Raw genomic sequence first — 22,854 nt, 5'->3', positions numbered from 1 at the left:
CCAGATCTTAATCCAATTGAGCATAAGTGGGCACAAGCTAAATCCATTCGTAGAAAAACTAATTGTACCATTGATCAACTTTTTCAAACCCATTGCCAATAATCATTTTATTATGCGTTGGCTATATATTGATTTTACTCATAAATTTCACCATAATATTTTTTTAATATCCTATTAAAGATTATCTTCTTAACTAGCTAACGCTCAATAGTCTGGGTATCTTATGGTGTGCAACTGCAAAAGAACAACTTGGTTAATATCGGGAATTATTACTGGATTCACTCTTGGATTCTTATATTTTGCTATTGGAGTTTATAACCATTCCCAAAAAAGGAACCCTCCGAGTACATCTAATATAAATTCAGATTATGATCACGCAGGAATTACAAGATGAACATAGAAAAGGAAATTACAGGCCAGGGGATATTTTTGCTATTTGCAGCAGGTTTTCTTATGGGCATTGTCTTATGGTGTTGCACCCTATTTATATTATTAATCCTTAATTAAGCCTTAATATTGCCAAATTTTATCCATTACGAATATTTGTAAGAATTTTAAAAGCCCCATCAGATCAAACTGACAGGGCATTTTAAAAGTTGTTAACTATCTTACTTGGCAGCCGCGGCTTTCTTTTCCTTTTCTTTGGCAATCACTGCTTCAGCCACACTATTTGGGCAAGGAGCATAGTGAGAAAACTCCATTGAGAATTGACCGCGCCCAGAGGTAAGCGTACGCAAGGTACTGATGTAACCGAACATTTCTGAAAGAGGAACATCAGCCTTAATACGGACACCAGCTGCACTGGGTTCCTGACCCGAGATCATTCCGCGACGACGGTTCAAGTCACCAATCACGTTACCAACATCCTCTTCTGTACTATAAACGTCAACCTTCATAATTGGCTCAAGCAATTGAGGGGCAGCTTTGGGTATAGATTGACGAAAAGCACCTTTTGCAGCAATTTCAAATGCAATTGCAGAAGAGTCAACCGGGTGATAAGCACCATCACAAAGATCAACTACAACATCCAATACAGGAAACCCTGCTAAAGTACCCGTACCCATCATTGAGCGGAAACCCTTCTCAATTGCTGGAAAGAATTCTTTTGGAACATTTCCACCCACTACAGATGTGGTGAAAGTAAACCCGGAGTTTGGCTCTCCTGGTGAGATAGTGTAGTCAATTTTACCGTATTGGCCGGCACCACCAGATTGTTTTTTGTGGGTATAACTGTCTTGAATCGATTTGGTTATGGTCTCGCGGTAAGCAACCTGGGGCTGACCTACTATTAACTCAACATCGTAAGTACGCTTTAGAATATCTACTTTAATATCAAGATGCAATTCACCCATACCACGAAGAATGGTTTCACCTGAATCCTCATCAGTTTCAACCCTAAACGTTGGATCCTCTGCAACCATCTTACCAATAGCAATACTCATTTTTTCGGTTGAGCCCTTATCTTTTGGTGTAACCGCAATAGAGATAACTGGCTCAGGGAAAACCATTGCTTCTAAAGTACACTCGTGATTAGGATCGCAAAGAGTGTGGCCAGTTCGAACGTTTTTCATGCCCACGATTGCGATAATATCGCCTGCTTCAGCACTTTGTAATTCATTACGCTCATTTGCCTGCATCTCAACCATACGGCCGACACGTTCCGTTTTCCCGGTAAAGGAGTTAAGAATAGTATCTCCTTTATTCAGTCTTCCTGAATAGATACGAACGAAGGTTAGAGCACCAAAACGGTCATCCATGATTTTAAATGCCAAGGCCCGGAATGGCTCATCAGGAGATACAATAGCGAATTGGCCATTTGGCTCACCTTCAGCATTAGTCAACGGTTGTGGATTAACTTCATGGGGGGCAGGTAAATAGTCAACCACTGCATCCAATAATAGTTGCATTCCTTTGTTTTTAAAGGCTGAACCGCAATAAGTTGGGAAGAAAGCTAACTCCAGAGTACCCTTACGAATGCAACGCTTAATTTCATCTATTGCGGGCTCTTCCCCTTCTAGATAAGCCATCAGCAATTCATCATCCATTTCAAGTGCTGTTTCAATTAACTGAGCACGATACATTTCAACATCATCATGCATATCGGCGGGCACATCAGTAATTTTGTAGTTTTCTGGCTGTCCAGATTCATCCCAAACATACGCTTTACGGGTTAATAAATCAACAACACCGACGAAGCTGTCTTCATAACCAATAGGCAAAGTCATAATTAAGGGATTTGCACCTAACACTTTTTTAATTTGTTCAGTCACTTTCAAAAAGTTCGCACCGATACGATCCAGTTTGTTTACGAAAATCAGACGAGATACTTTTGAATTGTTCGCATAGCGCCAGTTGGTTTCTGACTGAGGCTCAACGCCGCCAGATCCACAGAATACCCCGATACCACCATCGAGTACTTTCAGTGAACGATAAACCTCTACAGTAAAGTCAACGTGTCCTGGGGTATCGATTACGTTGAAGCGATGACCTTTCCAGAAGCAACTTACTGCTGCTGACTGGATGGTAATACCACGCTCCGCTTCCTGTTCCATGAAATCGGTTGTTGATTCACCATCGTGAACTTCACCTATTTTGTGGATTCTACCTGTGAGTTTAAGAATACGCTCGGTAGTGGTGGTTTTTCCGGCATCTACGTGGGCGAAGATTCCAATGTTTCTATAAAGGTTTAAATCAGTCATAGCACTCTTATAAAATTTAATGGTTAAAAAATTGTCGCATATTGTACAGTATTTTATCCTGATTTGCAGCAGAATTTGTTCTAATACCCTTATTATATTATTTTATCTTATGGACTTATAGCATAACTGCCAGCATTAGCAACAAAATTAAGTGTATCAGAACACAACAAACAAATAGCCAGCGAAACCAAATTACCCAAACTATCTCTAATTAATTGAATAAAATACATTTTGCGCTTATTTGGTTGGTGAGTAATAGGATTGTATCTCTATTTTTTTATTCAAATTGATCCTTAGAAAATTCTATTTTTTTTCTCAGTAAAATTTCATCCCGACAAAATTCAATAACATTTCTGTTTGCTATACACCTCCAATTTTGCATATTAGTTACATATTCTTTATCTTTTATCTTAAATATGTCTGGAATAAATGCTGCTACATTTTCTCCTGCATGTTTATCTCTTGCTGAAGAAAAGAGAAAAGCCTCAACTTTTGCCTCCCTCATTTCTGTGCCTAATAGTTGACTGTGCTCATAATTTGTTTTGTTGGAAATTTTATCTTGATATTTTTGAAATGGAGCTTTTGTCAAGTCAATTCCTTTATTTGTTTTGATATAAGCCTTAAATGCAGTCATTCGAATCTCGATGTATTCTAAATTAGCTGAAGTATCATCAAAAAATTTCAACCGGTAAAAAGCTACTTCTGCAAATGCTGTTTGCAAGGATATAGAACCATACCAAAGTGAGGGTTCATAAGTATTGCCAAATCGAGATCCATATTCAAGAGGAGGATATCTGAAAGGAGTAAAAATTAAATAATGCTTACTATTGACTGTTTGAGGTTTTGAATTGTCTAATAAGTTTTCTAAAAGATCATGTTCTTCGCTATTATCAACCAAATCTCTTGAGCTTGAGCTATACTGATCCTCAACTATTCGCCAAGGCTCCAATTCTAAATTTTTGAAAAATTTTACCCCCTCACATTCGATCCAAATACTCATAGTTTACCGCGCATTGCATCTAAATAATTAAGTACTCGAATTAAACCAGGAATGGTTTTCATTTCATCAATAGGTTTATTTTTAAAATATTTATTTTGACTATTGAGCCATAATTTAGCTTTTTCATGATTATTTCCAACCATAGCATTTAAGCTTCTATATATCCGTAAAAGTAATAGCGCAATTTCTCCTTCTTTTGTATGGGGAGAAATTAACTTTTTCCCTTGGCTGAGACGTGATGCGCTGGGCTCGCTTATTCCAATAATTTTACTTAAGTCTTTGCCGCTTAAAGAATAAAACTTTGCCAGATTGCATAAAGCCTTCGACAAAACAATTTCTTCTTTATGATGGACATTATTGGAAGTTTTCATTTTACACCTCCTTTCATTTGAAATTATAGTGTCATTATATTTCATATGCAAGTTAATTTTTATTCCATTTTAGAATTGTGAGCATGTGCAAATAAACCCAGGCCTGCTTTAACGTGATTAGATAAGATCTAATTAGAATAAGAGTATGCCTGACTCCTTCCTGTGTCGAAAATCCCTGAATTCGCTTTTTAATCTATAGTGGATAATGTGATCAAGCGCATGGAGCTATCAACGATGATTCACACGCAACAGATTCACTTGCTTGATAAAACGGATTTTTTACTTCGTTGTATTCATAACCTGATATCTTAATGCAACTAAGAATGTCTTTGGGCATAAAATTTAACGCCATCAAATGCCCTTTACCAACACTTTTACTCTTATTAAGCGTTGAGATATGTGCCGCATTAAGGAGTACCTTGTAACAAGATACTGTTATCCTCCCTGCTTCCAGTGCTTCTTGCGCGAACAATGCATCAGTGGAAGTATAAAACAACCGGGACACTAAAGGATTTCTTGCATAGTTCCAAGCGCTTACCTGCTGCATATTGTCTATTATTTCAACAATTGGGATATAATAGGTTTTCAGATCATTTTTTTCTATTGGAGGAGTATCCCTTTGTATAAAAAAAGTTGCTTGTACCATTAATATTCTCCCTGTATATCCATGTACACACTAATTAATTACTTTGTACACGCTAGTTTAAGTTTTTTTTAATAAAAGCTTAATTCTTATACCATATAATGTGGCTATTAACCACTCACTTTTAATGAATTATGAACGAGTTTGTCAGCACAATTACAAAGGCAAATGCAAAATTAACTATCTTCAAAGAACTTGCTCGCAAAGAAAGTATCAAATGGTTCCATGATGATAGGCGTTATCAGGCCATTAACTACATCGAAAAAAAATTGGCCTTACATGATCATATGACCATTAGCGAGCTTGAGAACGCCATACGTTTTATAGAGGAAATGAAGATTACTACCGAAAATCAAAAAACAGAACCTTTTAAAAATGTACTTTCTAAAGATTTTCATTATCGGACTATGGCTTCTTTTGAAGTAGATGACTTTCCAACCAGCGTAAAAAGATCTCAAAAATCAGAATCAACCGTTTTAATTAATAAACGCAGTTCTTTATGCAGTTTTCTTGCTGATATCCATAGTACACTCATTAGCCACTATGAACTCTCCAAAGCTCACACCGATGGGCATATTCCTGTTAGCACGATCTATTACACCCCTGATTTATTAAAACAAACGCAAATAGCACAAGACATTGTAAACACAACAAAAGCTGCTACAACCAGTGATGAATCAACCTGTGTTATGGATATTCGCCGTGGAGGAACGACCTTTTATGGGGTAAAAATAGACACCGGAAAAAACGATGCCTATGCTATTCCCACTATCGAAAATTTTACAGGTGATAAAATTGATATCCTTGGCTCCAAAGCAAATAAAATTTTTAATTTTGGTGGTCAAGTACTACACGGGATAATTTTAGATGAATTTGAAAATTCTATGGAGTTAATCGATGGCTCTCAACATTTGACTGAAGGTTTAAAACCTACTCTAACACGTGGGCGAGTTAATTGGTCGAAAAACTCTGAAACAGGTCAAATTTATGCAACAGTTGAATTAAGAATTCTTGCTTGTGCTTTTATCGATCCCATTGATACAACTAAAATGCCAAAACATTTCGCAATAAGAAGTGATGGCATTACTTTAGACACAATTGATGAAAGCATGCTTCCTCACCTCAATCGAGTCGCTACGCAGGATGAAAACGATATCGTACCTATTTGTACTTTTAGAGCCAAATTGGATATGACTCAAGACCCACGCAACCAGGGGCACTATCTAAGAATGAATGAGTTTGTAGTAAAAATAAATACTTCAGATATGATTTCACGCAAAGATCCTAATCACCAGCCAAAATCTAGTTGGTATTATGATGTTTAAAATATCAACATAGAGACTTATTACTCTCTAAATCCCCCAAATTGACCCGATTTAGTTGATGCACTTTATCGTTTAGATAATCCAGATACAAAAGTGACGAAAGCAGGCAATGTATACGTTGCCTAAATTTTTTTTAGCAAAAATATTTCCAAATAATTATCTCCCAAGAGTGTTCACTTTTTATTAGAAGCTATCAAAAAACACAACTGATCACAATGTGCATCTATTGGTTTATTATGAGGTTCATGAAGCCTATGTAGAAGCTACTCGACGTGAAAAACGTTTCAAAATTGGTGCAGACAATGGACGTTAAACAGGATTGAGGAGCTTAATCCAAAATGGAGTGATCTCTATGAAGAAATCTGCTATTGATTAAGATCGCCTAGATCCCAAACAAGTAGCGGCACGTAGGGGTGGGGGGATGAATTGTCAACTCGCCTTAATTATTAGCAAGTAATTTTCCATTATTTTAATTCAATATTTGCTCCTGTTCTAAGCTAACTCATTAACAATACTCACATATTTGTATCCTGTATATGATATATAAAAATAATCGATTGTACTTAATTGAATCATGATGACTATATTATGGCATATGCAAGGGGGTTTATATGAGTATCGAACAAATTGAGCAATCAGAAGAAAATCCGAAAATTTCCAGACTGAATGATTTAATTGAGCAATATAATCAAATGCACTCAAAACAAAATGCATTAGCATTATTACAGAAAATTGAGGCAATGAGGATTCAAATATATTCAGATCAAGAATTAAGAAAAAATGGCAATTTTATGGAATGGTATTTTACTAATCCAATTGCGAAGGAAATAAGAGATTCCCAAAAATTTGATAAAGATATAAATCTTATTTTTATCCAAAATTCAAAAAGCGAGATAAAAAATTTAACCCTCGAGTATTGGAAAAATATCACCAAACACACGATGTTAGGAACCCGATCCAAAAATTGCGCTACAATGGATCATCTCATTTCCGAAGTGGAAATTGCGCGTCAAAATTTGAATACACAGCAAGGCCCCCAGGATCAAAACTTGTTAAAACTTAAAAGCTCATTGGAGGCATTGCAAAAACAAACACTGTTTATGATAAATAATGAAATTCTCAGCAGTAAACGTACTACACAGAAAAATTTTGAGACCCTACTAAATATAACCAATTATCTTTTAAAAGATTTATTTGATAGTTATCCTGAGCTGATACGTACCCCCGAGTATAAACATACCTCTTTAATTGAATCACTAATTGCTGAAAATATGGAGTCTCAAGGAGAAATTTTTCGGAAGCTCTACTACACTCAAGAGCCTCAACAATTAAATGAATTCAATATCACTTATATTGGCGGGGGAAATAATAAAATCTGGCTTGCTGAAAATGGAAACGCAGATTCAGAATTTATTATAAGAATAGAGTACGCTGACGTACCCAAAACAGATTACGATTTAGTAGATGAAATAAAGAATGATGAATCAATAAAAATAATCTTGCACAAGATTATTTTTATTGTCAGGTCATATTACCCCAGCAAGGACGTGATCCAAAACGGCGCATCAATGTAGCAGTATCAGAGTTTTGTCCAAATGGAAACCTTCACAATTATCATATGCAAATGCTTGCAAATTCATCTGAAACAGAGAGAAACATTACCCGTTGTTTAGGTACACTTGACGCAATAGAGCAAGTAGCAAAAATTGTTTTTGATTTTAATCAAAAAAATATGGCTTATATGGATATCAAGGCTACAAACTTTTTGAAGCGAGGCAATAAGCTAATAACAGCAGATACAAAATCTGTTGTGCGCACAGATAAAGACAATTTGGTTGACCTAAATGATATCAGTACAACATTTGCACCACCTGAATACAGCTTTGGGGATGAGAAAACTGTAAATGCGGGATCTTATATGGCCTATCAAATCGGCTTAATGGCGTATGATCTAATGGTCAGTACTGCAGAACATAATGCCCAGGCTACCATTTGGGATAATCTCCAAACAAGAGTGCCATTAGATTTTAATTTGCCAATATTTAAAACCCTAGAAGGTGAACACATTAAAGAGTTCATTGAAACCCTTCTGAATCCAGCTCCTCATTGTAGACATCCTCTTGATGTGATCATCGGAAAAGCTCAGGCTTTAAAAATACTTTACGGCAATGAGATAGAAGAGCCATTGGAAGAGAATACGCATAGCGATAATCAAAGTGAACGACCTTTTACTGTCGATTCATTAAAGCCCGTAAAAGATTACCAGGAATTTTTCAAGCAGTTTAAATATGCATATAAAGAGATTACTCAAACAAAAGACCAGGAAGAACCCCATCTTACTTCAGTTCAATATAAGTAATATACTTGGCTTTGTGTGATAAATACACCAAAATTTCATTTGGGGCTTGAGTCCGGTGAGCTACTCATCGATTTATTAAGCTCCTCAGAATCTTGAATAAGTAATCGAAGCGTTTGAACACTTAACTGCATAGCCACTTTATGATTTCCCTTCCTTGTTTCTAATGCTTGACGAGCTCTGATTGCCTTCTCTACTCCCTGTAATAATTCAGTATTACAATCTTCTTCGCCTAGCAGCAATTTTATCGAAAAAACATTTTTTACTACAGATTCTGGTGGGGAGGTTTTTATATATTGACTTAAAATAGTTACAGCCAACTCTGTGGGTTCAAGATTACCACGAAATCGCTCCTCTTTTAAGCTATCTAATCCACCTAGTTTACTTGTAATACTCCTAAATATTTCTTGGACTTCAGGGAATTCTTTCTTCGCTTTCATAATAAACACCTAAACGCTATGAGATCAATTTTTTATCTAACCGCATATATTTAGTATATAACAATTTAGAAATAAGCCATCATCAGCAGTTTTGAAAATGGTTATATGAAAACATAACCAAGGACATTTCTGCTCCCAAAAATGGATTACTAAAATGATTATTTTGAAAGCAAGTTGCCAAACTAACGGCTCTCAACAATCGATGAGCATTAGTCTTGAAACACTGTACTTTATACTATGAGCCTTACGAATCAAGATGCAAAAACGAATGAGCCTTTCTAATTCATGATAAATCACCGCCCGTCAGTACTTAAGTTAATCAGACTAATGGAGAAAACCTGAAAAGCAACGCATTGCTAAAGCAATTACTATGTATACTATCGTATCTACTCCCCATCTTTCATGAATGAATAGGGTACAACCTTTATTTCAAAACAACAGCCTTCAGTTGTACATGCTATGGAAAGTACTCATGGTATTGAGTGTGCTGTAGATAAAATTTTTACTGTTTGTGCTGAACAATACTTATTAATGCGAACAGCAATAGGTATAGCAAGAAATCCACCCCATCAAATTCATGAAGCTTGCTATATTATAGCTGATGAGCTTGGAAAAAACTGGAAAAATTAGAACAGAACACTCTTGTGAGCATTTTTGAAATCAGATCTAATATAGCAGAGAGTCTCTCCAGGGATGTCCTTGAAAACAATCAGCAAACTCTTCCACAAAAACTTTTTCGAGTTCTTGATGTGATTTTATCACTATTGGAAATGCTCGCGAACACTTATGGGGAACAATTTTGTAAAATTACAAAAGCAAAACAACAAGGAGTGTACGTAAAAGAATTGGACAGTTTTATGATATCTGAAGCTATGTTTTCAATAATGGAAAACTTTTTATTAAAAAGGAATCCTCCATTCCTATATTTTTTGTTTCGTTAATATAGGCTTAATTTAATGCATATAAAATAAGCAACTTTAATCACTTCGGGAAACATCATCATTATTAAATAAACAGAATTCATGCGAATACTTGCCAGCAACGCATGACCTTAAAGAACACTTTTATGATGTTGAGCTTAGTGGGTTGAAATTCTAAAAAATGCATAGTTGTTTAAGATTAACGGAGAGCTCATTATGCCTATTACCAATAATGATATCAGACCCTATATTGAAGAGATAAATAGCGCGATTCAGCAAAATTCCATCAATAAAGCTGTTTCATCATTTTACAAGCTAGGAAAATATCTGCACAGCAAATACCCTGAAGAAACAAAAAGTGTTGAGGAAATACAAAAAACACTAAGGAAAGCCGCGATAAATTTCTCTGAGTTGGAATTACCTAATCTCGAGATTATCAGTTTTTTGATTGCAGCTCGAGAGGAGTTAGCAACCAGTAATCGCTTCGAATCAAGTGATCTATTAGGTGCACAATTGATTGGAATCAGCAGTTATTTAGCAATTATGGATGAACCCAACCTCCCTTTTGGTGAGGAAAGTAGAACTACTAAGGCATTCAACCGCCTCGGCGAAATTATAAGGATTTTTCCGAACGAATTCGAAGGTAATATTAATAAAATAAAGCTCATTATTGAGAAATATGAGGGAGTTAAAGATAATCCCCAAGATTTTGAGCAAGAAAAAACTGAATTTACTTCCATCATAAATCTTGAGTTTCCAAAGGAAATTGGAGAAGTATCGCCTGAGGTACTAAAAAAGATAGGACGAGGAAAAATTGACTCTCGTTTATTGGGAAAATCTCCGGAAACTATCGATAGAATATATGCAATTATGACTTTGTTATCAACATTAGAAGAAAAAGCTATCGAGAGGCTCAAAACAAGAGAACAAGAAAAAAAGAATATTGAGGAACAATGGCAATCGGTAAAAATTCTTCAGAAAAATCTGATAGACGCGAATTATCACGAAACGCAAGCACGTGATAGATTACACCAATCACCTCATGACGAACAGTTACAAGCTTTAGATAAATTTAATGAAGCAGCAGAGCGCACAAACAAGGCACAAAAAGAGTTAGAAGCTGAACGAGAAAAACTAAAAGATGAACCTGATGTCAAACAAGCACAAATGACTATTGATCAAGCTAAAAATGATAAAGTGTGTATATCAGGGTATTGTAGAAATATAAAAACTCTTTTAATTCAATATTATTCAGGTGATCTTGAAGCAAAAGTTATTCTAAGTAAAAATATTAATGATGAGCTTCAAAAACATCAGCAATTGATTGATCAAATAGATAGTAAGCTTCTAAAAAAATTAGCAAAAATTGGTATTCCTGATAGTGAGTTAACAAAAATAAAAAATTTAATCGATTCTTTTAACGTATTAGAAAAAGAAGTGGAAGAAATTACTGACAGTAATTTTGATAAAAAAGAAATTTTAGATTTTATTAAAAATACAAAAGCGCAATTTAATACTTATTATGAAGGAAACAGAACGCAACAAGACCGAGATATGCTGGAGTTGCATATTAAAGATCTGATTAATCAGGTCAAACAAACAGCCAGAAGCTCTAATTCAGTTCAAGAAAAATTTGAAGACGTACTGTTCGTGTTAAGAGATATTTTTAGTTTAGGATTTTATTCTCTGGCAAAAACCGGTCGTTGGGGATTTTATCACCATGAAACAAGCACTCAACAGGAAGTAAGCAAGATCAATAATTCGTTTGTTTCATTAAAAAAAGGGTGGCTCGATGAGAATGAAAAAACTGAATACCAACTTGAGAGTTCTTCGCCCTTTTCTGTTAACCAGTAGTAAAATTTTTTATTAAGTTAAAGCGATAAAGGAGAATAGCTGCATTGTTTAACTAAATGCAGCTTCATTGCAACACACATACTTCTTCAATGAAACATTACTTATGCAATACGTACCCCCAAACTATTTCGCACATCTTCCATTTCCATTTTATTTTTACAATTCGTTACTGGTAAGTTTTGACCAGTGAGAAAAAAGCTATTTCCTAAAAATATTGATTCCTCCAAAAGTTTACGGCATTTACCCATTTGATTCTGAATAGCATCTTGAATTTGATTCTGAATGGCATCTTGGATTTTCTTCTCGGATTTTGCTTGCATAACAACAGTCCTTATGACCTGGCTTTATATAAAGTTAAAAAAGTGTCGTGAAAACACAAATAAAATAATCATTAAGTGAATTAATATTTACTTAAGGTTAATTGTTTATTATCACGAACAAATTATATTTACAAAAATTATATTATACGATGCATGAGAAAAAAGACAGGCTCACTCCTTCTAATCCAAAACCATTTAATCAAGAAGAATTCAAAGAAAACGTACTAAAAGGTGCCGTAATAGGTGCAACGAGTACAACTACAACTTTTTGCTTAATGGATAAACCTTTAGCCCAGGCAACAAAATCAGTTGCTGAAAATTCTAAGTTCCAATCTCAGGGTTTAAGATGGTTCGGTCAACAACTAATACAAGCAAATTATGCACGAATCTGGAATAATAGTTTATATACACATGCTTATCGTGCTGCATGGGTACACCCTTTCAAAGGATATCCCATTGCTCTATTGAATTCCTGCATAAAAAATACCGTACTTTTTCCTGCAATATATCTCTCTGAAAAAGCATTAAATTCACAATTAACAGATTCGGAAAATGCAAAGAAGTATTCCGGATTTCTTGGGGGACTTGCAACTGTTTATATAACAACCCCTATCTCTGTAATAAAAACAAGGATGATGACTGATGTGCCTCTAAACACCCTAAGCGTAAGTCGCTTCATGTCTGGGGTCAATGCTATTGCTATGAGGGATGCTGTTCAATACGGCATCTATTTTAATACGTTGGATTACCTTAAAGGAAGATATGGAGATAATTCCTTAGTGGCAGGTGTGGCAGGAATCGTGGGATATGCGTTTAGTAATCCTTTAAGTGTCATTGGACTTAATCAAAAAATTACAGAAAAGCCGGTGAATATTGGAGCCATGGCAGGCCAAATTTATAAAACGAGTGGTGTAAAGGGATTTTATCCTTTAATTGGCTTATCTGCTTTTGGAATGTTTGCACGTGGTATTGCAATTAGTCATGGAAAAAAAATATATGATGCGTTAATGAGTAACGATACATGTGAACAAGGCAATAAGTTATAGTTATCAAAAAATACATCAACGTAGAAATTTACTTATATTAAGCGATTTTTATCACTAAATGCATTTATTGGACTGGATGGCGAAATCTAAAGTGTAATGTTTTTAGAAGCATAAAATAACAGATAAATAAAACATTCTATACTATAATCATGCATACATGACACAAATAGGATTTTCCCATGTATGAAGAGTTTCCATTTGAAAACTATTATGCTTTTCTATGTAGCGATAATGAAGACTCTATCGCAAAAAGAAAAATAGCCCGAGAAGCACATGTTGCACGACTGAACCACTTAAGAAAAGAAGGGAGACTTTTATTAGCTGGTCCCCTTCTGAATCCAGAACATTTAGACATCCCCACAGGGGGGGTAATCATTGCACAATTTAATTCTTTAGAGGAAGCAAAAAAATGGTTAAATGAGGAGCCCTATTTAAAAACAACCGCCTATAAAAAAGTGGATATCCTTGCGTTTAAAAATGTCTTTAATAATTTATCTACTTGAGCAAATCAATGAATAAAAATAATAACTCCCTCATTTTTGTTAGCTTAAATGTCTCTGCAGAAAAAGAAGCTGAATTTAATGATTTTTATCATCACTTTTATATTCCCAATTTATTAAAAATTATTCCTGAAATAAAACTTGCAAGGCGTTATGAAGAGCATAATGTTGATGGCACGCTTAGGTATTACAGTAAACGATTCCTGACCATTTATGAATGTACTACAGAAACGGACACGCAACTCGCTTTAAAAGCGATCAAGGAGCGCCCGGGTCGAGAAAAAGAAAAAATGAAGTGGCTGCAATTTCAAACCAATGACTTACACCATCTTGAAAGTGCTTGTATTTATACGCTTCGCTACCAACATCTCCGTGGTATAGAAAATAAACATCCATTTGGTAGCCGCCCTTTTTTTATGGTCAGTGTCGAAGTTGTTTCCGATAAAACAACGTATTTTAATGAGTGGTATGAAACCGTTTATTTACCTAAAAATGTTGCTGATGTGCCAACCTGGACATCCTGTTTTCGTTACAGCAGTCAAGAAAGAGATCCTGTGTGATACTTCACTATTTATGAAACCCAGGATTTATGTACCTTAAAACAGAGCTTGGAATTAATGCGTGCACCCCATCGTTTAAAGGAAAATGCCTCATGGAAGCAATGGGATACAGGTAATAATGCTGCTATTACGTGGGAGGATGCGAGTAGTTTTAAACCCATTTTTCGTTATCCCGATTAAAGCAAGCCCATTACTAAGGCGACAGGAACAAGTCGCGCACGTAGGTGGTGGGTCAACACGACTTAATCAGCTGTTAGAATTATATTTTCCGAGTCATGCTTCAAATAAGCACATAATGATTCATTTAAGGCGCCCTATTCTAATGACTTTGATGTGGTTCCTTAGCCCCTCTTTTTCGAAGAAGTAGCTCTTTTGGCTATGTTTGCTATTGTGTCTTCAGGTTGTTGCCCAGGAATAAGGAACTTCATAAAAAATAATGGTATGGAATATAAATTGAGCGTATTCGCTATAAAAATTTCGAATTGGTTTTCTATAAGGTGAATAGGAGAAAAAGTCTCACCCCAGTCTTGAAAAGGAGGATAAGCTAAATTTAAAAAAAAACTTTCTGGTGCCATAATGATGGATGACCAATAAGCGTTCGAATCTTCCATTTCTATCTCCCTATTAATTCCTAATATTAATATAACTTATACTAAATAAGAGGAATTTTGAAACTTTTTTTATTATATTTGGAAGCTACAATAATATTCACTCATCGGAATAGATTGATTTAAAAAATGGTTCGTTGAATTTTCGTCAACAGACTTAACTTCATCTCAACTATTTTCTTAATAAAACCTTAAGGTTTTACTTTTATACTTGCGGCGATTTTGGCTTATATTATAAGGAGAAAAAATTGCCTAAACATCATCATAACCATCCTGGCCAGACATATGCCCCCCAACATGTACATGCTCATCCACATATACATGCTCATCCACATATACATGCTCATCCACGCGCACGTTTTTTTCCTCTGTTTCGTCCTTCTGTTCATGTTCATCGAGGATACACGTACTATAGTTCAGGCGCATTATTAATATGTGCTGCGATCTTAATCCCAGCCATGATTCTTGCTTTACTATTAAGTCCCACTCCAGGTGTTGCAGGCTATGCTGCGTCAACAATGACATTAGGAGCTACGTCTGCAGGAGCAGCAACTGTGTTTAGTGCCGCCACTTTTGGTCTAGGGGCGCTTGTACTGTATAGTGCAATAGGTTTAGCTTATCTTTATTCCAGTGCTAAAGAATGCTATTCAGGCAACAAAAGCATGATGGAGATGATGCATTCACGTGTCGTGAATGAAGATGGCTTAACAGTTAAAGGTATTGTAAAATCAATAGGTGCTGTGGTTTGGTCACCATTCTTACTTATTGGTGGCTTGGCAGGAGTAGGAATAAAAGCTACTGTCAACTTATTTAATGCTAGAAAATCAAGCGCCCAAGTTGATGAGCCCTTATCACATGTTGATCAACTAGTGGAAAGCCCTACATCTGATTTAGTTAAGGATCGTAATTTATCAGAAAAAAGTAATGAACCTACTAAGCCGGTTCACACTAAATCAATTTTTTCTGAATTTGATAAAAAGAATGATGAACCCCTGACACATAACAGCAGTTATACACTTTAGTGTTAATCTGGCTGACCAAGTTGAGTCTTAAAGTGAAAGAAATCACCTTAAGCTCAACTTATATAATCGATTATCGCTACGAATGTTAACGCTCCGATCCTAACCCATATAGAAACCCAGTAAAATAATTCCCCCTTTAAGAGGAAAGTATCTCGATAATGCCTTTAACATCAAAGACCTCGTAAGCAAATACCTCAAAAACTCCGCCTTAAGGAGATAGTTAGAGTTTCTAGTGATCCCTTGCAGTTTTTCGATAGCAATCACTAAGAGCATTAACTTTTAACGAAATATGTATACCAACAACGGAATTTGGCTATATACATTAACCTTCTCATAATTTTTTTATATTTAAATATAAATAATGAGTCTACTGATTTTAGGAGCCTTTTATGAGTATTTGGCAAGGAAATATAATAGAAACTATTAATGCTTATTTAGAAGAACATCCAACACCTATTCGAGTAAATACAAGCGGTATTTGCCGTGGCCTTTCAATTTTACACGCAAAATACATACTAGACGGGAAAGAAAAGGAATTTGAAGAATTACTTAAATTATTAGCTGGGGAACCAGAAATTTCTTTACGTAATGAAAATGAAATAGATCAAAAAATTTATAATTTTCTCACCAATCTTATCGAGGTTCATAATCCAAGAGAAGATCACCGCTACGCTAAAAGCTACGCAGAATCTTATGAGCAATTTTTTATAGGTAAAGACTCAAAACCCATAAAGTCGATGTATAAATTAGGCATGGTCACCACACCAGAGAATTGGGCTTCTATTTTTCAAGAACTTGACCTAAAAAATGATGAAGTAATGCTGGTTGGGAGTACCCGCCATGGTATCTCTATCATCAAAAGTGATTCTACTTATAAAATTTATGATCCCAATAACCCAATGCTCTACAAGGAGTTCTCTGCGGATAATCTAAGAGAAATGATGGAGTATTTACAAAATACGACCTTTCGCTATAAAGAAGAAGATAATTGCTTAGGATTGAGTCTTAATATAGTAAGCATAAAAAATCCAGATATGCGCTCTTTTCCTTCCAAAGATAGTTTTTATGAAAAATTCTTTTCTAAAGATCAAGATAAAGTTTCTTATAAAAAAGATGGCTATACAGAAACAAGTCTTATTTTTGCTGCACGAGTTAGCGATAAGGATTCTGTTGATTTACTGTTGAATCAAAACCCACCTAAAGAGGATATCCTTGAGGCAGCTATCCTTACCATTCAATATGGTAATTCTTACGTGTTGCCATCACTTGTTACTTCTTTAAAAAATATGGGGGACAAGTTTACAGTAAATGACAAAAAGTCATTGGTTAACAATGGAATTTCTTTCGGCTCACTTGAAATGCTTAAAACGCTCCTGGAGGAACCATCCATAAACGAAGCCTATCAGGCTTTTTTAAAACGTCTTCCTGGTGATTTTTTAAATTTAAGTCTGAAAGGTGGTAATCCTGATGTCATCTCAAAAGCATTGGATGATATTTTTTGTGAAAAAGAAATTCAAGAGATCTTTGAGGCGTTGCAAACAATGATTGGCAATCCGGAGGAAGACATTTTTCTGCGAGCAATCAATAGCCAAAATCCGAAAGCACTTGAAGTATTATGCCAGAAGCTTAAAACCTACCCTCAAGGTAAAGATTTAATAGAAAACTTAAAGAATAATCCTGACTATCTGGCTCAATCCATTAAAAACAACAATCCCGGGATGGTACGCACCTTGCTCGAAGAATTTAATTTTCAAACTGACAATGATAAAGACCATGAATGTATAAACACCATTTCTTTGAGCTTATCTGCTGTAAATAAAACGGATATAACCTTGTTGAGGACGCTGGAAACTTATGGGATGGAATTTTCAACAACTGCAAAAAACTTAATGGATAAAAAAGAATCTCTTAAAATAGGTGTTTTGGCTCAGTTTGGAATTGCTTTAATGAGTTTTTCGGAGTTTTTAAAGCGTCATATTCTAAGAAAAACTGAAGAAATTAGACTAAAGAACACGACAAACCCAACTCCAGTGGGGCATGACCAGTCAACCCCAGATCTATCTTCCTCGCCAATTATTATTCAATTTGATGAAGAAGAGGATACTGAAGAACGAAAAGCTAAAAAAAATATCGTTATTCAATTTGAAGATGATGATGACGAGGAGGAGGATAAAAGTGAGATGAAAGATGCTTCTTTAGTTGAGTCTATTCATTCAAACCCAGAGCTTTCTTCCTTGTCAACTGAAGAACCAATGTCTAAAGAAGAAAAACCTTATCAACAATTCCCACAGTCAGCACAAGCAAATAAAGCATTCTATGACTTCAAAAAAGAATTCAATTCTATCGTAGAATCTCGAAAAGACATCAATAAAGATAAAGAACCGGAAGCTCTCTCTTTTTCAAGTCCATAAGCAATCTCCTCATCAGCTCAAACATGAGATTGATGAGGATCAAAAGCATCTCTCACGGCATCGGCAAATAAGTTTATCGCCAGCACCAATAAAAACATAAAAAGAAATGCAGCAAACATAGGCCACCAAATAACCGGATTACGCGCCAACTCAAGACGTGCGCTGTTAATCATATTTCCCCAACTAATCGTCATTGGTGAGACGCCTGCCCCTACATAAGAGAGTAATGCTTCAGCCATGACTAAAAAGCTAAAATCCAATACTAAAGTAATCACCACAATATGCATGACATTAGGCAGTAAATGTTTACGAACAATAGTAAACCAATTGGATCCCAAGGCACGTGCTGCTAAAACAAAATCTATTTCACGTAATTTTAAAGTTTCAGCACGCAAAAGCCTGCATAGACTCGTCCAACTCGTTACGCCTAAAATGAAACAAAGAGCTAACAACCGAGCATCTGCACGTTGGGCTAAGGTAACAAATTGTCCTGGGTGATTAGCAATATATATCTGTAACGACAAAACGGATGCAGTAATTAATAAAACTCCCGGAATAGAACTTAGTGTAGTATAAAGATACTGAATCACATCATCAGCCAAACCACCAAAATATCCGGCTACAACTCCTAAAAATAAAGCTAATGGTAACATAAATAATGTGGTTAAAAAGCCAATTACTAATCCAGTACGAATACTTTTAATGGTGAAATAAAATATATCTTGTCCAATTTGTCCCGTACCTAATACATGAAATGTTCGTGATAACTCATATCCAAATACCACAAAAAAGGTAAGTAGACCTAATGTAATTAGTGTACTTAAGCTTGTAGAAGTTATAGTAAATAGATTTAACCCCAGACTAAATCTTATGGCAATTAATCCTAGACCACTTAAAAGAATTAAAAAAATGCTGCATTGCGACGCTTGAATAAGTGTATTTACTATAAGCTTTTTTTTCTCCTTTTCAGTTTTTATCTTGGCAGAATAAATAAGCGGAGGATATATTTGCTTGACCACTCCATTAATTAGAATAGTTTCACTGACAAACTGCCTTAAAGCCAATGGAGCTGAATAGGTTTTTTCTGTAATCTGATCGATAGGAGCTAAAATATTATCCAGAACGGTGCTTGGTGTTTCTGCTTGATGGTTCTTTGGCATTAAATGAATAGAGTCTAACACAGCAATTGCAATAAAAAACAAAAGGATAATTCCCGCACTTACTGCAATTGGTCGATGCAAAATAATAGAAAAAGAACGTCTAACATGTTGCTTACGCAAGCTCAATAAAATAACCCAGATGCTTAAGACTAATAAAGAAAGAAAACATTTATCTGTCCATAAAAATTCAACGGTCATTTTGTTCCTTGTTTTTTGATTTTTCTCATAGTCTTATATTAAATCAACGTGAGTATTGGATAGGGATTATATATAATCGGGCCTTTCCAGATCCTTTCGGGCTGGGTAACAGTGCTGAAGAAGCACGAAGTGTAAAACGCTGTTTGAACCAAGCATAAATTCGCTAGCTACCAACCTTTGCCCCTCCTCTTACTCAACGGTTCCAAGTAACTGCTAAATCATTCGTATTTAAATTTTGTGGCCATCTATCAATAAATTACGATAATTTTACACGCGGATCTACGAGCATGTAAGAAAAATCAGTCAGAACCAGCCCCATAATGTAAAGAATAGACCCTAAAAAAACCATTGCTCTTACTATAGCAAAATCCTGCTGCTGGATTGCATCAATCGTATAACTACCTAATCCAGGCACACCAAAGAATGACTCTAGAATCAAACTCCCCATAAATAAAGAGGGAATAAGTACAACAACCCCAGTTAAAATAGGCAACATAGCATTTTTTAACACGTGAACGAACATCACTCTTTGTTCGGATAATCCCTTTGCTCTAGCTGTTTTGACATAATCTTTATTGATTTCTTCCAAAAATAAAGTTCGATACCAACGTCCTCCTGCTCCTAAACCACTAAGTACCGCGACGGTAATTGGCAAAATAACAAATTTCAATGCATCAAAACCTCCGTCATAACCTGAAATAGGTACTAAGCGCAGCAACTTCCCAAAAAGATATTGGCCTCCAATAATATAAAACAAACTTGAAATTGACATTAAAATAATACAAATGATGACACCAGTTAGATCAAGATATGTCCCTCTAAAAAATGCCATAGCCATAGCTATAATAATATTGCTGATGATATCCAGAAATAAAACCGGTAACGCAATTGAAAGACTTGGCCACATTCTATAAGTAATGTCTTCACTGATATCTCGTCCCGCATCAGAAATACCAAAATCAAACGTAAAGAGTCGCATGGATTTTTGAAAAAATAAAGTTTCTGTTATTTTTTGCATTCCATTTTTTTGCCCATTGTAGAATAAGGGCAAATTATAGCCGTGTGTCGTTTTCCAATCATCGATCACTTGCTGTTCTACATATTTTTGTCCCAAGTGCATACGCGCAATATCGTCAGGTGTATTCACCATAAAAAACAAAATAAAAGTCAGTAGATTTATCCCCACCAGAATGGGAATTGAATAAGTAATTCGACGCAACAAATACTTAATCATAATATATTAAATCCTTTTTGCAGGTTGTTTCTCTTTTTTATGATAAGCAATCACCAGAGGCAGAATCAAAACCAAAAGAAGCAAAAATAACCAACCCAAAGGCCAAAGAACAGGCTGGTTCCAAACTTGCCTCAATGTATTTCTCTTGACTACATTAATCGCTGTATATTTTAAAGTTCCATAGCTCATAGCATTAGGCTTAATATGGGAGACCCAACTTTGGGATAATACAAACTCTTCAGGATTAATACCCCAGATCCAGGGAGCATCATGTCTTACAATATTCACCATAGCATCAATTAGCTGCTGCCTTTGTGTATCATTTTCTCGATTTTTCATTAAATTAAATAAACGATCAAACTCGGGATTTTCATAATTAGCAGCATTTTCACCACCAAATTTGACCTTGCCATTACCTCCATATAATTGAAATAAAAAATTCTCTGGATCCGGATAATCGGCCACCCAACCCCAACTAAATATCTGAGTCTCTCCAGTACGCATTTTTTCTTGAAAACGGTTATATAAAGTTGCTCTTACATTCAAATCAATACCAATTTTTGCAAATTGCTTACGCATCCAATCAAATAATGATTTATCCTCTGGCCCTCCCGACGAGGTTACATCATAATGAAGAATCAATGAATTGCCTGTTTTTAGATCAATACCCCCAGGATAACCTGCCTCAATCATTAATTGTTTCGCATCACTAATCGGCCTACGTATCGCTTCGTCATTGTCCCATTGATAAATATAAGGATTAATTCCATCTTTACCTTCTTTATAGCCAAAAATACCTGGTGGTATTGGGCCTTGTGCAGCGAGTCCTCGTCCATTAAAAAAAATTGCTATTTCTTCATCATAGTTTACGGCAATAGAAATGGCTTGCCTTAACTTACGAGCACGTTCACTAAAACCGCCAACAACGCTATCGAGCATATTAAAGCCCATATAATAAGTACTAGGCTGGACTGTTTGTGTTAAATACATATGCTTTTTACGCATTTCTCGAGTTAGGGTTGCATCACCATGTCGATTAATATGGATAGCCTGATCAAAACTATTCGAGCCAATTGCTGAATTATCATAATAACCTTGCAAAAACTTATTCCAACGAGGTATAGACTCCTTTTCCAAGGTAAAAACTACCTGATCCACTAAAGGAAGGCGCTTGCCTGCATTATCTAAGTACCCTAATTTCCTATCTATTTCAGAACCATGACTGGGATAGTACATCTCCCGAAAGTTAGGATTCTTTTGTAATACCATGCTCCGATTAGGGTTGTTTTCAACTAGCATGAAAGGACCAGTACCTATTGGATACCAACTTAGTGTAATATTATTATCTGCCATCCCTGGTTGAGAATAAAAAAGATCCGCCTCCCAGGGCACAGGTGCGAAAAAACTCATAGCCAGCCAAAATAAAAACTGTGTATATACCCCCTTTAAAGTAATCTCAAACCTATAATCATCGAGTTTTTTAATGCCCGCCAGGGGATAGCGACGCAAATCAATGTAATGCTTGGTGTTAGGAAGGGTCTGTCCGTATTTTTCAAATCCAACAATATAATTGCCCATAAGCCCGTATATTGGCGAACTTACTGCTGGATTAGCTAAGCGCTTAATTTGATATATATAATCATCAACAATTAACTCTCGAGTACCTGTATATTTAAAATCTGACAGCTGATGAATTTCTGCATCATCTAAATAGTCTTCTGATAAATGATGATAACGGTAGTCCCCTTTTTCATCTTTGGCAAACGCAGGATGTGGTTGATAATAAATTCCTTTTTTAATCTTAATAGTATAAACACTATAACTCGGGGTAACCTGGCTTTTTGCAGAGAGTACATTTCCTTCTTCATCCAGATACCTTAGTTGTGGCATTTGTGTTGCTGTTAACGGAGTTAATTGATAAGGCCTTAATAGATAGTCATATTCCAATAGAGGTTCATAAATTTGAGCAATAAAAAGATATTCATTTAAAGAATAAGAAAGAGCAGGATCCAATGTTTTAGGTTGTTCCGAAAAAGAAGAGTAATAAATATTCTTTTTGGCTTCACTTTGTGGATAAGGATTATTTAAAACCCCAGGCCATGCATAGACACAGCCTAGATTTTTAAAAAACAGAATAATGAAAATTATTCGATGTATGCGATTCAACTAAAATCCTTGTCCTAAGGT

The 22,854-nt window shown here is 35.5% G+C and carries 22 protein-coding genes and 1 pseudogene; 13 read left to right on the top strand and 10 right to left on the bottom strand.

The window, feature by feature from the left end:
• Window positions 1-608: 608 nt before the first annotated feature.
• The 4 genes from fusA to EKG34_RS16790 all read right to left on the bottom strand — a co-directional run bounded on the left by fusA (window position 609) and on the right by EKG34_RS16790 (window position 4,716).
• On the bottom strand, window positions 609-2,699 hold the full coding sequence (gene fusA / locus EKG34_RS16805; RefSeq protein ID WP_003636885.1) for an elongation factor G: 2,091 nt from the start codon (window positions 2,697-2,699) through the stop codon (window positions 609-611).
• A gap of 277 nt (window positions 2,700-2,976) precedes the next feature.
• Window positions 2,977-3,597 (bottom strand): RES family NAD+ phosphorylase, encoded by a 621-nt coding sequence (locus EKG34_RS16800; protein WP_223800031.1) that lies wholly within the window; start codon window positions 3,595-3,597, stop codon window positions 2,977-2,979.
• Between the two features lie 98 nt (window positions 3,598-3,695).
• Window positions 3,696-4,070 (bottom strand): antitoxin Xre/MbcA/ParS toxin-binding domain-containing protein, encoded by a 375-nt coding sequence (locus tag EKG34_RS16795; protein ID WP_003636882.1) that lies wholly within the window; start codon window positions 4,068-4,070, stop codon window positions 3,696-3,698.
• 211 nt (window positions 4,071-4,281) lie between these two features.
• Window positions 4,282-4,716, bottom strand: coding sequence for a hypothetical protein (locus EKG34_RS16790; protein WP_003636881.1), 435 nt, complete (start codon window positions 4,714-4,716; stop codon window positions 4,282-4,284).
• Between the two features lie 131 nt (window positions 4,717-4,847).
• Between EKG34_RS16790 and EKG34_RS16785 the strand changes: the two genes are divergently transcribed.
• From EKG34_RS16785 to EKG34_RS16770, 4 genes and pseudogenes are all read left to right on the top strand, one after another.
• Window positions 4,848-6,038, top strand: a complete 1,191-nt coding sequence (locus EKG34_RS16785) for a hypothetical protein (RefSeq protein WP_003636880.1) — start codon at window positions 4,848-4,850, stop codon at window positions 6,036-6,038.
• 202 nt (window positions 6,039-6,240) lie between these two features.
• Window positions 6,241-6,410 (top strand): annotated as a pseudogene (locus tag EKG34_RS18430) (GIY-YIG nuclease family protein); the annotation flags it as partial.
• A gap of 239 nt (window positions 6,411-6,649) precedes the next feature.
• On the top strand, window positions 6,650-7,612 hold the full coding sequence (locus tag EKG34_RS16775) for a hypothetical protein (RefSeq protein WP_003636879.1): 963 nt from the start codon (window positions 6,650-6,652) through the stop codon (window positions 7,610-7,612).
• A gap of 50 nt (window positions 7,613-7,662) precedes the next feature.
• A complete protein-coding gene (locus EKG34_RS16770) occupies window positions 7,663-8,397 on the top strand; it encodes a hypothetical protein (protein WP_223800032.1) in 735 nt (244 codons plus the stop codon).
• A 35-nt stretch (window positions 8,398-8,432) separates the two neighbouring features.
• Here the strand turns inward: EKG34_RS16770 and EKG34_RS16765 are convergent, their stop codons facing one another.
• Window positions 8,433-8,834 carry a hypothetical protein gene (locus tag EKG34_RS16765; RefSeq protein WP_003636876.1) on the bottom strand — a complete coding sequence of 134 codons (402 nt, stop codon included), beginning with the start codon at window positions 8,832-8,834 and terminating at the stop codon, window positions 8,433-8,435.
• A 459-nt stretch (window positions 8,835-9,293) separates the two neighbouring features.
• Here EKG34_RS16765 and EKG34_RS18325 point away from each other — a divergent pair, with 459 nt between their 5' ends.
• From EKG34_RS18325 to EKG34_RS16755, 3 genes are all read left to right on the top strand, one after another.
• The gene (locus EKG34_RS18325; RefSeq protein ID WP_003636875.1) at window positions 9,294-9,464 is read left to right on the top strand and encodes a hypothetical protein; all 171 of its coding nucleotides are present in this window, start codon (window positions 9,294-9,296) and stop codon (window positions 9,462-9,464) included.
• 14 nt (window positions 9,465-9,478) lie between these two features.
• Window positions 9,479-9,775: a hypothetical protein gene (locus EKG34_RS16760; RefSeq protein ID WP_012979205.1), complete on the top strand. Its 297-nt coding sequence runs from the start codon at window positions 9,479-9,481 to the stop codon at window positions 9,773-9,775.
• A gap of 195 nt (window positions 9,776-9,970) precedes the next feature.
• Entirely contained in the window at window positions 9,971-11,608 is a 1,638-nt protein-coding gene (locus EKG34_RS16755; protein WP_003636873.1) for an HlyD family secretion protein, read from the top strand.
• Between the two features lie 101 nt (window positions 11,609-11,709).
• On the opposite strand, the gene EKG34_RS16750 is transcribed toward EKG34_RS16755, so the two are convergent.
• Complete coding sequence (locus EKG34_RS16750) at window positions 11,710-11,928, bottom strand: hypothetical protein (RefSeq protein ID WP_012979206.1); 219 nt, start codon at window positions 11,926-11,928, stop codon at window positions 11,710-11,712.
• A gap of 149 nt (window positions 11,929-12,077) precedes the next feature.
• On the opposite strand from EKG34_RS16750, the gene EKG34_RS16745 reads away from it, so the two are divergent.
• The 4 genes from EKG34_RS16745 to EKG34_RS18880 all read left to right on the top strand — a co-directional run bounded on the left by EKG34_RS16745 (window position 12,078) and on the right by EKG34_RS18880 (window position 14,214).
• Window positions 12,078-12,974 (top strand): hypothetical protein, encoded by an 897-nt coding sequence (locus EKG34_RS16745; RefSeq protein ID WP_003636872.1) that lies wholly within the window; start codon window positions 12,078-12,080, stop codon window positions 12,972-12,974.
• A gap of 179 nt (window positions 12,975-13,153) precedes the next feature.
• A complete protein-coding gene (locus EKG34_RS16740; protein ID WP_003636871.1) occupies window positions 13,154-13,477 on the top strand; it encodes a YciI family protein in 324 nt (107 codons plus the stop codon).
• 8 nt (window positions 13,478-13,485) lie between these two features.
• Window positions 13,486-14,034: a DUF4286 family protein gene (locus tag EKG34_RS16735; protein ID WP_003636870.1), complete on the top strand. Its 549-nt coding sequence runs from the start codon at window positions 13,486-13,488 to the stop codon at window positions 14,032-14,034.
• Window positions 14,035-14,091: 57 nt separating this feature from the next.
• Window positions 14,092-14,214, top strand: a complete 123-nt coding sequence (locus EKG34_RS18880; RefSeq protein ID WP_003636869.1) for a hypothetical protein — start codon at window positions 14,092-14,094, stop codon at window positions 14,212-14,214.
• Window positions 14,215-14,375: 161 nt separating this feature from the next.
• Here the strand turns inward: EKG34_RS18880 and EKG34_RS16730 are convergent, their stop codons facing one another.
• Window positions 14,376-14,645 carry a hypothetical protein gene (locus EKG34_RS16730; protein WP_003636868.1) on the bottom strand — a complete coding sequence of 90 codons (270 nt, stop codon included), beginning with the start codon at window positions 14,643-14,645 and terminating at the stop codon, window positions 14,376-14,378.
• A gap of 245 nt (window positions 14,646-14,890) precedes the next feature.
• Here EKG34_RS16730 and EKG34_RS16725 point away from each other — a divergent pair, with 245 nt between their 5' ends.
• The gene (locus EKG34_RS16725) at window positions 14,891-15,664 is read left to right on the top strand and encodes a hypothetical protein (protein ID WP_080619714.1); all 774 of its coding nucleotides are present in this window, start codon (window positions 14,891-14,893) and stop codon (window positions 15,662-15,664) included.
• A 389-nt stretch (window positions 15,665-16,053) separates the two neighbouring features.
• Window positions 16,054-18,075 carry a hypothetical protein gene (locus tag EKG34_RS16720; protein ID WP_012979208.1) on the top strand — a complete coding sequence of 674 codons (2,022 nt, stop codon included), beginning with the start codon at window positions 16,054-16,056 and terminating at the stop codon, window positions 18,073-18,075.
• Window positions 18,076-18,092: 17 nt separating this feature from the next.
• Here the strand turns inward: EKG34_RS16720 and EKG34_RS16715 are convergent, their stop codons facing one another.
• From EKG34_RS16715 to EKG34_RS16705, 3 genes are all read right to left on the bottom strand, one after another.
• Window positions 18,093-19,433: an ABC transporter permease gene (locus EKG34_RS16715; protein WP_012979209.1), complete on the bottom strand. Its 1,341-nt coding sequence runs from the start codon at window positions 19,431-19,433 to the stop codon at window positions 18,093-18,095.
• 256 nt (window positions 19,434-19,689) lie between these two features.
• Window positions 19,690-20,667: an ABC transporter permease gene (locus EKG34_RS16710; RefSeq protein WP_003636861.1), complete on the bottom strand. Its 978-nt coding sequence runs from the start codon at window positions 20,665-20,667 to the stop codon at window positions 19,690-19,692.
• Between the two features lie 6 nt (window positions 20,668-20,673).
• Complete coding sequence (locus tag EKG34_RS16705) at window positions 20,674-22,833, bottom strand: ABC transporter substrate-binding protein (RefSeq protein ID WP_003636860.1); 2,160 nt, start codon at window positions 22,831-22,833, stop codon at window positions 20,674-20,676.
• Window positions 22,834-22,854: the final 21 nt, after the last annotated feature.

Origin of the sequence: Legionella longbeachae, assembly GCF_004283175.1 — a bacterium.
Taxonomy (GTDB): Bacteria; Pseudomonadota; Gammaproteobacteria; order Legionellales; family Legionellaceae; genus Legionella; species Legionella longbeachae.
This window is presented reverse-complemented; position numbering and strand designations above follow the sequence as displayed.